Source organism: Paenibacillus sp. EB106-05-06-XG162 (genome assembly GCF_058791655.1).
Window position 1 is genome coordinate 82,204 of sequence record NZ_JBYTDT010000010.1, and the last position, 13,537, is coordinate 95,740.

Sequence of the window (13,537 nt, forward strand, 5' to 3'; positions counted from 1 at the left end):
GACAAGATGATGTGTTAATGAATCGACTTCGCAAGCGGTAAATGCAGCCGGAACGTTGAACCTTCACCCAGCTCGCTCTCCGCATCAATCGTTCCCCCGTGGGCTTCGATCAACGCTTTGGCAATGCTTAAGCCGACGCCGATCCCTCCCGTACCGCGTGAACGGGCTTTGTCCGCACGATAGAATCGATTGAAAATAAGCGGAAGGTCTTGCTCCGAAATGCCGATCCCGCTGTCGGTACAGTACATCGTAACAGTATGCGCATCCTTTACCGAGAGGCCTACCGCTATCGTTCCGCCCGTCGGTGTATATTTAATCGCGTTCGATATGACATTGGTGATCACTTGGATGAGGCGGTCTGCATCTACGCGGACTGGACATGGAACATGCAAGTGATGCAGATGGAACGTAATGCCCTTATCTTTGACGAGAAAGATCATGTTCTCATAAACATCCTTCACGAGTTCGCGCAAATCGACCTGCTGCATGACCAGTTGGAATCTCGCGCCTTCGGCCTCCGATAGCTTCTCCACCTCATCCACCAACCGGCATAGACGGTCAATCTCTGCATAAATCCGATTCAAATTCTCTTCATTCACCGGATAAATGCCGTCGATCAACGCTTCCATACGTGAAAGCATTGAAGTGAGAGGCGTCCGCAATTCATGTGTCAGATCCTGCATCGACTGTTTGCGCCACGTCTCTTGCTTCGTGAAATCTGCGGATAACGTATTGATGGCATGCGTGAGCTGATCAAGCTCCTTCATACCCGCCGTAGGGATGACAATGTCGCGATCTCCGCTCGTAATGAGCTCCGCCATCTTCCCGCTTGTCCGTAAGGACCTCGATAACCATCGTGCCACACCATAACTAACAAGAATCGATATGAGGATCACGAAGAAAACGCTTCCCTTATTCTGATGAACAAGATTATTCGCCAGAAAAGCCAAATAAGGAATATGCTGTACATTGTTCAAATCAACGAACGTATCCAAATAACCCAGCAGTACCCCATTAACCGAAATCGGTACACTCACCGTGTACGGCACGTCCCATTTATGCGATTTGGGGACTGAATCAAAGAGAAGACTCTGATGGTCCGGTCCGTAGTAGCGCACATGCATGGCATAGATATTGACAGCCTTCCGCATCCATTCCGTCTGTTCCCTCGAGAGGATCCCTGGTTCGAGATTCGATCGGAGAGTGAAAGCCATTTTATGCGTCTGATCTCGAATCACTTGCTTCTTATACGCCGTTAACGATTCATTCCAGGTGAGGCTCAGGAATAGCCCCGCGATCACCATCAGCAGGATCGATGTCATCATCAGCGTGAAGAACAGCATGAATTGCGTTCTCCGTAAGATACCGTATTTCCCCATTAGAAACCCTCATCCGAGTGATAGGAGAACTTGTATCCCCCGCCAATTTTGGTCACGATATACACCGGATTTTTGTGATCCTCTTCAATCTTCTTGCGGATATTCTTAATATGCGTATCGGTCGTGCGTCCGTCTCCGATATCCCGATATCCTTGAACTTCATAAGATAGCTCTTGCCTCGTATAGAGCTTGTTTGGGTTCTTTACCAGCACACTGAGCAATTTGAACTCGGTAATCGTCAGATTGGCAGGCTTGGAATTCACATAGACTTCCTTCGATTCGAAGTTAATCACGAGATTGCCCCGATTGAACCGCATCACGGTCTGATTATTCACGGGGAACATATTCATTCGGCGCTGGATGGCACGGATTCGCGCGATCACTTCTTTCATTCGGAACGGCTTCGTAATGTAGTCGTCTGCCCCTAGGTTCAGACCGTTAATCGTATCCATTTCTTGCGCCTTGGATGTGATCATAATGATCGGAATATTCGAAAATTTGCGAATTTGCTTACAAATTTCCTCTCCCGATACACCTGGTATCATCAAATCCAGCAGCAGCAGATCAAACTTAAAATTGTAAATTTTCTGAAGCGCATCATTGCCATCTTCGGAAGTATGTACCGCCCAACCTTCGTTAATGAGATACGACTGTAATACATTGCGAATCGAATCATCATCCTCTACGATGAGAATATTCATGCTGTCACCCCTCAGAACTATAGTTGTTGTGAATCTATCTATAAGATCGTGTTCAAAAAGTCGGCATTTCAGCACCGAGAAGGTTGCGAGAACCTGAAGAAGGCTTCCGAAGTGAGTTTTTCTTCGAAAAACTTTAGGAGGAACGGAGTTTAGGCGAAACCTAAATGAGTACCTGAAATGTTTCCGGAGGAAACATACTTCGTAAGCATATGCTCTTCAAAGGTGAACGCAAGATTCGATGTCGGTTATGCTTCTTGAATGTCTTCGTGGGCAAATGATGACTTTTTGAACATCCTCTATAAGAGCGCATGGCTCATATTGGCTGCTGAAGATGTAGCCTAGAAAGGACTCTATTAATATAGCATCGAACCCTACTCGGCTCAAGGTTTTCCTCAAATACCAGATTTGCACAAAAACACCCGACCATTTCTACGCAAGAAATGATCGAGTGCTCTGTTTCACACTACTTAGTGCGCCTTCGCCATCGCCTCTTTAATTTTCGTCTCCGATTCTTCCTTCAGGACCCGCAGGAACTCTTGAATATTCATATCGGATTCTGCGAATTTGGACAGACTTCCGACGATATCCACATATTGATCCCACTTACTGACCGTCTTCGGCACAGTCGCTTCGCGTGAGAAGAAGGCTTTAATATTTTTGCCTTTATAGATATCCAGATCGGCACCGAACGCTTCATAGACTTTCGGATCGATAAGTACCGGCGGATCTCCTGCCTTCGCCAATTTCGTCTGCTTCTCTGCCGACACGTATTCGGCTAGAACCTGGAATGCGGCATCTTTATGTTCACTATATTTATTAATCACATACGGATGGGAACCAGATGGAGGCGCGATGTTAGGTAAATCCGACCATACTGGCACAGGGACTGAGTCCATATTTTTGGCGACTTCAGGATCACCAATTCCCCATTTGATGTACCCAGGCCACGATACGATCATCGCAACATTCTTTTTCCCGAAGGCATAATCTTTTCTCGCCTCAGGGTCGCGATCGTATATACCGGGGATACTGTAGAATTTCTTCATCAGCTCCAGATATTTCGTCACTTCAGGCTTCTTATCGATCAAGACTTCACCGGTCTTCGGATCCGTCAAGTTCGTATTCAATTCAAGCAGAGGCACGAGCGCTTCATAACCTGTGAACCCCGGCCCCATCTCCAGACCACGATATTGGATGCCATCGCGCTCACCCGTTAACTGCTTCGCAAGATCAACCATTTCCTCCCAAGTCATGTTCTCGGATGGATACGGCACGCCGAACAAATCGAACACTTCTTTATTGTAATACATCGTATAGTTATCGCTGCTCGAAGGCATGCCTGTTAGTTTGCCCTCAGGGTTAACAGCACGCCAGTAGGCTAGAATCGAAGGATCAATGGCGCTCTCATCGAAGTTATGCTTCGCCATCAGATCATCGAGCGGCTCAATCATGCCAAGCTCCTCTAACGGCTCAATTCCCCAGTTCGCAAAGATGATATCCGGAACGATCTGCTTCGCATTCAGCTCCTGCAGCGGCTCCAGCTTCGCTTGCGCATCGACTAATTCAATCTTAATATTGGGAAGCTTCTCATCAATATCTTTGAATAAGTTATCGAAAAAGCCTTGTCCCCATGGATACAAAATTTTTACCGTTACTTCTTCCCCTGTAGTCGCTGTATCCCCTTGCGCTCCGTCATCCGTTGATTCCGAAGCCGTCGTCTCGGCCGCTTCTTTCTGCTCGCTTGGAGCTGATGAACCGCACCCTGTAAACAATGTGATGACCATAGTTAAAACAAGCAACAGAACGAATGGATGTTTCATTTTCATACGACATTGGCCTCCCTAGGTAGTATTGTGAATCCATGTTAGCTAGCGATTCTCTCGATGATCTCTTGTCTGTTTCCCCTTAACAATTTGAATTTTATGGAACTGAATTCAGAGAAAATCATAACAAAACCGATGTGAAGATGGTGTGTGTTTTCGGTGGAAATTCTGCAAAGAGACCGCGTCATACCGGGCATGTCGTAATATTGAACATCCATTCATGTGCAATCAAAAAAGCCGCATTTCACCCTGAAATAGGAGTGAAATACGACCTTTGATCTACGAATATAATCCGTTATTTGCTTGTGATACCTACGGTAACAATCTCGCATGGACCTACAGCTAAGGACAATTGTCCTGCATCATTCTGCTCGATCCGAGCCCCGCGCTCTTCCAAGATGTTACTCTTGAACGCGTTGTCGAACGGCAAGTGGTACGCAAGATCAAGCGTTGTTGCTTCGCGGCTCATATTGAACCAACGCAGCATCAAGTTGCCCGAGCCTTCATGCAATTTCATCGAGGAGAACGCAAGCTCTGTGTTCTCGAATGAGTATGGTGCGAACGTCGCAGTCATCGCTCCGTCGTGAACACCGGTCTGTGCTACGGTCCAAGGCACTTGGAACTGGTATGCTTCTGCATATGCACCAGATTTGATGCCGTCGCCGTTATGAGGAATCACTTCCATACGCACGGTATGCTCACCAATACATTGCGCTTCTGGCGTCGGGAAGTAACCCCAATCGCCAAGCTCGCCAACCGAGCGAAGCAATGTTACCGCAATCGTGTTGCGACCATCACGCAATACTTCGTATTCGTTGAGTCCGAAGTTCGCAACCGTAAGGCCTGCTCCAGCCTCGGATACATCAACAAAAGCTTGCTGATGCTGCGTATTGCTTGGGTTGTCCCATTCTTCAGCCGGCTCATTGTCACGAACCGGAATTTCGAACATGGAATCCACATGATGGACATTCGTGCTCAAGTCGGTCGGGAACAATGCGCGTACGCGGTGATCCTTCGCTTGGTTGTTGAAGGAAGCTTCGATCTCTACGCCTTTACCGCTCTTGTTCAAGCTAATGACCGTGCGAATCATGAATGGAACCATCACATTAGAACGCTGTGACTTACGATTCGGATAATACACGCATGCATGCTGTTCAACATCGAGCAATTCATCCGCAGATGCCGGAATCTCCCAATGATGTGTTACTTCAACAGACGCGCGGAATGGTGTATCTTCAACAACGCGAATCTCTGCGGACAAGCCTTTCGTCGTTAGAGCCGTCTCGCCTGTTGGCTGCTTGAACATATATTCGTTACCGATATCGCCTGTATTCTCATACACACCCAGATCACGGTACGTACGACCCGATTTCTTATCCGTTAATGTGAACGAACCATCCTCAGCGATCTCGACCTTAAGTCCTTCATTCTCCATGGTCCGTTCGCCGCTTAATAACGATGCTGCTGGTACGACTGCCCCGGCTTGGCGAACCCAAGCATAGGTCGTTAAGCCCATCGCTGGCACCTTCGAAGCTTCGAATGTCAGCTTCACTTGGCGGCACATGTACGGCTGACGGAATGCATCATCCGGTAGATCATAGCCGAATTGAAGGCCAAGATCTTCAACCGTGCAAGGAATGACATTCCCTTCCGTATCCACGAGTACACGGCCTGTAATATCCAGATTGCGAATCCGATCTGTCGCTTCTTCCAAGGTATAGCCTTCGCGGAAGTAAAGACGCTCGGCATCCACCGTAATCGTCACAACGCCTGTGCGTTCCCAGCCCGTTGTATTGAATACGACGACTGGACGTGCTTCTTCGCCATACTTCACGAAGCTGGATGTATCGATGTTGTCGGCAATCGCTTGTTTCACATCGTCTACAATCGACTCTGCGACATGACGGCTCTTATCGAAGCGCGTCACCATCTCGCGGTGCACCTCATCCACACTACAGCCGCAAATGCTGTCATGCGGGTGATTCTGCATTAAAGTCTTCCAAGCATAAGTGAACAAGTGATGCGGATAGGCTTCACCCACGCCTGCCAAATGTGCCATCGATGCAAGCGGCTCTGCCACTTTCTCCAGCATCATTTGACCAAGCTGATTCATTTGCTTCAGATAGACTCGTGCAGACGCTGTATTAACAAGCGTACCCCAGCCGTCTGTACGTTGACTGCGAAGCTCGCCATGAACCTCGGAGAGATCACGGTCTACCGCACGCTCCAGCGCATTGAGATAATCGATGAAATTCGAGTGAATGAACGAAGTATCTGGGTATTGCTCGCGAGCGACGCGAATCGCTTCTGGCAGATCCAATTGGATCGGCTGATGATCGCATCCGTTCATATAGAGCAGCTCGTTCGTCGATGCATATTTCTCGGCATCTGCGAGCTTTCTATCCCAGTATTCTTTAGCTTTTTCCGGATCGGCAGGAACTTCGTTCCCGTTCGAATACCAGTTCGCGAACAAGATGCCGAGCACCTTCGAACCGTCCGGTCCAACCCATTGCAATTCCGAGAAGGACGATTCATAATTGCCGTCTGCAACCGTATTGTTGAAGCCCGTTGGTTTCACACCGCGCCCGAAGAACGCGTTCTGAATACCCGATTGCTGCATTAATTGCGGTGTCTGACCAACAAGGCCGAATGTATCTGGGAAGTAACCCACTTTGGATACATTTCCATAATGTAACGCGTCTTGATGTCCGACTTGCATGTTGCGTACGTTCGCCTCACCGCTCGTTAAGAACGCATCCTGCAGGATGTACCAAGGACCGATGAGAATACGTCCATCGCGAATGAACTTCGCAAGACGATCTCTCTGATCTGGTCGTACTTGCAGATAATCTTCAATAATAATCGTCTGTCCGTCCAAGAAGAAGCTGCGATATTCCGGATCTTGATCCAGTTTATCGAGCAATGTATCCATTAATTTAACAAGACGCACATGATGCTTCTCGTATGGCAAGTACCACTCCCGATCCCAGTGCGTATGCGATACGATATGGGCTGTTCTCTTCTTCGTCATGGCTGTTCCCCCTATTCTTCGCTTACCTGAATATCCACCTCATGCGGACGGTAAACCGATATGATCTGTCCTGCCGCATCCGTCGCGAACAGCACGGATCTTTCCTGTGCTAATGTAAATTGATAAGTCTTGCTCGTGTAGGTATCTTTCACTTGGATCGTCGTATCCAAGGCATATTCCGATACGAAAATATATAAGAAGCCGTCCTTGAACCGCAGCTTGCGTCCATAGACACCTGCGAGATCTCCGCCTTGCAGCCACACCATGTCTTGCTTGCAGCCCGCAGCTTCCACCGCGTATCGATAGAGCTCAGCAATGGAATCTGTACGTTCATTCAATTCAATCGGGAGTGGACTCCAGATCAAGCGGCCTTGACCAAGCTGTACATCGATAATGGCATCGTTGCCCGTTTCGCCGCGTACTTCCTTGCTTACTTCCGCAATGCGACGATGACCGAAGGATACCGGAATTGCCTTGCTACCGAGATGGAGCATCTCTTCGCGGCGAACATTACGCAACTCGCCCTTACCGAGCAAATCCGTCAAACGATCGGATTCTTGCCAGTAGGCATTAAGGCCAATCGGACCCGTAACAAGCAACGTTGCACCTGTGTTCTCCACCATGTCGATCAGCTTCGCCCATGCCGCATCCTCGAAGTTATGCGCACTTGGCAGGATAATTAATCTTGCCGGGTTCTGCTCTAGTGCCTCTAAATGGTATTCGGATACCGCACGGAATGGCAAATTCAATTGATAAGACAATACACGCGTTAACCGTGTCGTCGCATCGAACGCGAGTTTGCGATTCGAGAAGTCATTCGAATACGGGAATACCGCAACAATCTCCTCCAATGCGCGATCTTGGAACAAGTCCCGAATCTCGCCCATGAATTGTCCGAAATGATACGATACATCCGCTTCCGGTTTCTCTGTACCATCTGCACGGAGGGCACCAATATGGGATTCATTTGCATTATCCATGTAGAAGTTCGTATTCCAGATCCAGTGAATCGCACCTGCACCTCCTGTCGCGAATGCATAAGCATACTTGCGTTCCAGCAAACTACGCAGTTCTTGTTCACTGCGTTTCGCACGGCCATCTGGATTCTCGACATACATGATGCCTGTCTCCTGAATGACATTCGGCTTATTCGCGGTCTTCGCGAAGATACCGTCCCAGATGAGATAATCATTCAACCACCAGGAGTGAACCGTTGTATAATCCACGGCTTCTTCGTAGAAGAATGGAGATGGACGCTGCGCGCCGAGCGCTTCATCCTGACCTACCGTCACAAGATGATCCGGCACGATGTCCTTAATGGTATCGTATAACGCCTTCGCCCAACGATTATGCATCTCCATCGAGAACAAGCAATAATCGAGCCAACGCGTTCCTTTTTTGCCTTGATGCATATCTTGTACGTCGAAGTTAATCTCTTTCGGACCTGGAATGACCGCAGCCGCGAAGCTCGGAAGCTGCTCCGGCGTCATATTCCAGCGCTTCTGCAAATCTTCAATCCGCTCATGACGCTGTTCAAGCCACTGGGTGAAGGCTTCCTTCTCGAAGCGGTCTCCGCAAGAACGCGGTCCTTCGGAGAAAATCAATTCCGGTTCGAACATGGAAGGCTCGTTGATCAGGTCCCAATCCACATGCGTCGTCGCCTTATGACGCGATACGATCGAACGAATGAAGCGTTTCTGTGCTTCCACGCTCTGTGGATCGAGATAAGGGTTGGCCCCTTCCCACGTCTCCGGTGTGAACGAGAAGAAAGTAAATGTAACTTGTAAATTGTGTTTCTTCGCCGTTAAGAAGAAGGCGTCAATCGCACGCAGCACTTCCTCCGAAGCGTGTCCGTCCACTTGCATCACGTTTCGATATGCCGTCCAAATGCCCGTACGAATCCAGTTGATGCCGGCTTTCGCCATCTGTCCCATGTCCCGATCCCATACATCGGTATTCGGCAGGAACAAGAATTTTCGCGCCACATCGCTCGTCATGTATGTCATTCCGACGATAGGTAGCGGTCGCCCGTCCTTCTCAAAATAATCTCTTCCGCTCTTGATTGGACTGCCAGCTGTCAATAACGCTTCATCGTTACCCCAGAAGCCTTGACGAAGCACGCGTACTTCGCCGTCTTCCATTGTAATGGTACAAGTCACACGATAATGTCCGCTGCTGATTTCGAGCGGAACTGGAATGCGAAGATACTCAATTTCACGTGTTACTTCTAATATAAGCGAATTCTCCCAGCGATCACTTGCGTCTTCGCGTTCAACTACAAGATCAACCTTCATGGATTCAAAACGCTTGTCAAAATGAACGAAACGTTCAATACGTTGTGCTTGCAGGGTTAACACCGCGTGCTCACCTGGCTCATATGTCGCATAATTCGGTTTGATCCAAAATTCTGTAACATCCTTCGCACAGAATTGCGTCCACGTCGCGAGTGCTGCCAATCCACCTTCATCGAAGAAGCGTTCCGTTAATGGTGCATTCACGAATAACCAACGTGATCCACCGAACTCGCCGCGAACATTCTCCCATAGGACAACAGGTGCCGCAATCTCGCGTCCCTCTTGGCTAACCGCCTTCAGGAGCGGATAAATCTGCGTACTCATCGTACCAGCAGAGCCCATTTGCTGAGGCAAGTCGGCATTCTTCGTCGTATGCGGCACGAGATTCCAAGTCTGATCGATTTCGAATAAAGATTCCTGACCACCCAGCAATGGAATGGATTGAAGTGCCGTAAGCGTTGTCTGCTTGGCATCGACGCGCAGCATTTCATGAATGTATAACTGCTGATGATAAGCGGTCTGCTCGGCCTCGACGACCCAGCTGCCGGACTCTTTCCGTACCGGAAGCTTGAACGGCGCGCCTCCAATGCTAACAAGCCCGCCACCTTGACGTAAAAATTCAAGAATCGCAGGCCATGCCGCTTTCGGGAAATAAGGTGCGTGCATATTCACGAAGCACCCTGATGCAGATGAACGAAGGGCTTCAGCAAGCCCCTCGCTATCTACAACCGTTCCGACCTGACCGAGCTCCGCTGCGCTAATTTCCTCTAGCGCAGACGGACTTGGGAAAGTTGGATCATAAAATACGATGACTTGACGGCTCATAGAATGCCTTCTTTCATCGCCTTGTACACCAGTTGCGAGAACAAGCTGTTCGACCAAGCGAACCATTTACGTGTGAAGACGCTAGGATCATCCGCATGGAATCCTTCATGCATGTAGCCTGTATCTGCATCTGTGTTTTCTAACATCGCGATCATCTCGAGCTTCTCTTCCTTCGTCGTTGCCGTAATCCCTTGCATCGACAAAGCCATATGCCAGATGTAATCTTTAGGCGTATGCGGACTTCCGATCCCTTTCGCCGCTTTTCCTTCGAAGTAGAACGGGTTCTCTTTGGATAATGCAAATCTTCTTGTATTCTGGTAGATCGGATCATCTGCACCGACATATCCAAGGTAAGGGATTGACATCAAACCCGGCGTACCTGCATCATCCATCAGGCAATGGTTGCCAAAACCGTCTGTCTCATAAGCATAAATCGGTCCAAACTCTGGATGACGGTAGATACCGTACAGCTGAATCCCGTGGTCGATATCCTTTTCCAGGTCTTTCAGTTCTTTCAAGAAGTCCATATCGCGGAATACCCACTCCGCGAACTCTTGCATATGACGAAGGGCAACTACTGCGAACATGTTCCCTGGAATGTTGTAGTGGAAATCGCACGCATCATCGCTCGAACGGAAGCCCGACCATACCATACCTGTGTAGTTCACCGGCATGCCAAGCCCGTTATTACGCAAGGAATCCTCAGGAATCCCGTTATCCCGCGTGAAACGGTAAGGCGACAATTCGAAATGGCGTTGTTCCGTCTTGAACAAGTCGTAAATCTTACGCATCGCCGACTTGAAGCCTGCATCGAAGATGTCCGTCAGCTCTGTTTCTTTCCAGTACATATAAGCAAGACGCATCGAGAAGCAAAGGGAGTCAATCTCGAACTTGCGCTCCCACACCCAAGGGGACATATCTGTGATGTCTGCTTTGTTCCAATGCCAATCATTCGCTGATTCGTTGAATGCATTCGCATACGGATCGATGTGAATGTAGTTGATATGGCGCTTAATCAAGCCGCTCAAAATGCGTTGTAGATCCGCATCTTCCTTCGCGAACGGGACATAATGGATCACTTGCTCAACGGAATCCCGCAGCCATGAAGCTGGAATATCACCCGTAATAACGAATGTCGTTCCATCTTCCATTAATTTCGTTGTCGTCTCCAGTGTGTTCGGGAAGCAGTTCTTGAATAATTGCAAAAGCTTCGGACGATGCGCAAGCTTCTCTTCCGCTTCTTGAATCACTTCTTGAATCGCTTGCGGTAGCTTTAGCTCCGGCATCGGAATTTTAGGCAATCTGAATTGTTCCATGATCAATTTCCCCCAGTCTTTTTAGAGGTTGTTCAAAAGTCATCTTTTGATTACGAAGTGTTGCAAGTAGTAAATCGACATCGAATCTTGCGTTCACCCTTGAAGTCCGGTACTCATTTAGGTTTCGCCTAAACTCCGTTCCTCCTTCTTCGGGTTCTCGCAACCTTCTTGGTACTGAAAAGTTGACTTTTTGAACACACAATTTTACTCTTTTACCGCACCAATCGTTAGACCTTGAATGAAATAACGTTGGAAGAAAGGATAAGCGAAGATAATCGGCCCAGTCGCGAGTACGACCATCGCCATCCGTGATGTATCCGCTGGCAAGGATTGCATTATGCCCACACCCAAGGATGGATTATTCGTATTCTGTAGAAGGAACTGCATACTGTTCTCGATCCGCATAAGCATCGATTGCAGTGGTACAAGATCCGGATTATCAATATACAGCAACGCGTTGAACCAGTCATTCCAGTATCCTAATGTACTGAATAGTCCGATGGTTGCAAGACCCGGTAAGGACAACGGCAGAATAAGTCGGCAGAAAATTCCGAACTCGCCTGCACCGTCAATTTTCCCGGATTCAATAATGGCTTCCGGCACCGAGGTGACGAAGAAGGTTCGCATAATCATAATATAGAAGGCGTTCCCTGCCATCGGCAGGATTAGCGCAAGCAATGTATCCTTCATGCCAAGCAATTGCGTTACAACGATATACGTCGGAACAAGTCCACCGTTGAATAACATCGTAAAGAAGGCGAAGAAGCCGAAGAAATTACGATATTTGAAGCTTTTGCGGGAAATCGCATAAGCAAATGTTGCCGTTAGAATCAAGCTGACGAGTGTACCTATAATCGTAACGGCAATGGTAATCCCGTAAGAACGAAACAACTGATCTCCTGCTTTGAATAGATAACGGTAAGCGTCAAGGCTCCATTTCTCTGGGAAGATACTATACCCGTTCGCCGCAAGAGATTGCTCGTCCGTGAACGAGATGATGGTAACGAATAAGAACGGGAAGACGCAGGCAAAGGCGAACAACCCAGCTATAACATTAAACACGACATTTAACCCGGTGGGTAATTTATGGAAATCACGCGATTTAAGCGCTTTTGTCGACATAACCATTTCCTCCTTCCAAGGCGATCCTTAGAATAATGCGTTGTCCTTGTCCCATTTGCGAACGATCCAGTTCGAGACAATAACAAGCGTAAATCCGATCACTGATTGATATAATCCTGCTGCTGTACTCATGCCAATCTCACCTGTTGCTTTGAGACCACGGTATACGTACGTATCGATAACGTTCGTGACAGAGTAGAGTGCACCCGAATCTCTTGGTACTTGATAAAAGAGACCAAAGTCTGCATAGAAGATACGTCCAATTGCAAGCAATGTTAGAATGGTCATCAGCGGTTTAAGCATTGGGAGAGTAATGTTGCGAATTTGCTGCCATTTGCTAGCCCCGTCGATCATTGCCGCCTCATAGAGTGATTTATCAATCCCCATGATCGCCGCTAAATACACAACGCTGTTATACCCAACGGACTTCCATAGGAAGACTAGAATAATGATAAATGGCCAGTATGCTTTCTCGGTATACCATTGCGTTGGCTCTGCGCCGAACCAACTGCCGATTTGATTGATCATCCCTTTATCAAAGCTCAAGAAACTGAACACGAAATAACCAACAATAACCCAAGATAAGAAATAAGGCAGGAACATACCGGTCTGATAGACTTTAGCTAGCTTCTTATTCGTAATCTCAGCGAGGATAATCGCCATCGTTACCGCAAGCACTAGACCGACAATAATGAAAAAGATGTTATATAATAACGTGTTACGTGTAATGATATAGGCATCATTGGTACTAAATAAGAACTTAAAGTTATCCCATCCTACCCACTTGCTATCTATAATACTTGCCCAGAACCCATCACGGCTGTTACGGTATTCCTTAAATGCAATAACAACCCCGGCCATTGGCAAATAGGAGAAGAACAGGAACCATAAGGTCGCCGGCAAAGCCATCAGCAGAAGTACTTTATTCTTATTGATATCCTTGAAGAATCCGCCGATCCTTTTCATACGATCACCTCTCGAATCAAAGTTGAGAATGAATTAGGCGAATGATCAACATCCGCCCAATTCATTTATATCTTGTGACG

General features: G+C 47.9%; 8 protein-coding genes. All 8 read right to left on the bottom strand.

Going from position 1 to position 13,537, the window contains the following annotated elements:
* Window positions 1-14: 14 nt before the first annotated feature.
* The 8 genes from AC3WU2_RS20075 to AC3WU2_RS20110 all read right to left on the bottom strand — a co-directional run bounded on the left by AC3WU2_RS20075 (window position 15) and on the right by AC3WU2_RS20110 (window position 13,457).
* Window positions 15-1,379: a sensor histidine kinase gene (locus AC3WU2_RS20075; RefSeq protein WP_492456838.1), complete on the bottom strand. Its 1,365-nt coding sequence runs from the start codon at window positions 1,377-1,379 to the stop codon at window positions 15-17.
* Window positions 1,379-2,080, bottom strand: a complete 702-nt coding sequence (locus tag AC3WU2_RS20080; RefSeq protein WP_492456839.1) for a response regulator transcription factor — start codon at window positions 2,078-2,080, stop codon at window positions 1,379-1,381. The genes AC3WU2_RS20075 and AC3WU2_RS20080 overlap by 1 nt, the downstream gene beginning before the upstream one ends.
* A gap of 467 nt (window positions 2,081-2,547) precedes the next feature.
* Window positions 2,548-3,906 carry an ABC transporter substrate-binding protein gene (locus AC3WU2_RS20085; RefSeq protein ID WP_492456840.1) on the bottom strand — a complete coding sequence of 453 codons (1,359 nt, stop codon included), beginning with the start codon at window positions 3,904-3,906 and terminating at the stop codon, window positions 2,548-2,550.
* 292 nt (window positions 3,907-4,198) lie between these two features.
* On the bottom strand, window positions 4,199-6,934 hold the full coding sequence (locus AC3WU2_RS20090; RefSeq protein WP_492456841.1) for an alpha-mannosidase: 2,736 nt from the start codon (window positions 6,932-6,934) through the stop codon (window positions 4,199-4,201).
* A gap of 11 nt (window positions 6,935-6,945) precedes the next feature.
* Window positions 6,946-10,053 carry a beta-galactosidase gene (locus AC3WU2_RS20095; RefSeq protein ID WP_492456842.1) on the bottom strand — a complete coding sequence of 1,036 codons (3,108 nt, stop codon included), beginning with the start codon at window positions 10,051-10,053 and terminating at the stop codon, window positions 6,946-6,948.
* Entirely contained in the window at window positions 10,050-11,369 is a 1,320-nt protein-coding gene (locus tag AC3WU2_RS20100) for a glycoside hydrolase family 125 protein (protein WP_018757451.1), read from the bottom strand. Before AC3WU2_RS20100 ends, AC3WU2_RS20095 begins: the two co-directional genes overlap by 4 nt.
* A gap of 204 nt (window positions 11,370-11,573) precedes the next feature.
* A complete protein-coding gene (locus tag AC3WU2_RS20105; RefSeq protein WP_492456843.1) occupies window positions 11,574-12,491 on the bottom strand; it encodes a carbohydrate ABC transporter permease in 918 nt (305 codons plus the stop codon).
* A 27-nt stretch (window positions 12,492-12,518) separates the two neighbouring features.
* Window positions 12,519-13,457, bottom strand: a complete 939-nt coding sequence (locus AC3WU2_RS20110) for an ABC transporter permease (protein WP_492456844.1) — start codon at window positions 13,455-13,457, stop codon at window positions 12,519-12,521.
* Between the last annotated feature and the right edge of the window lie 80 nt (window positions 13,458-13,537).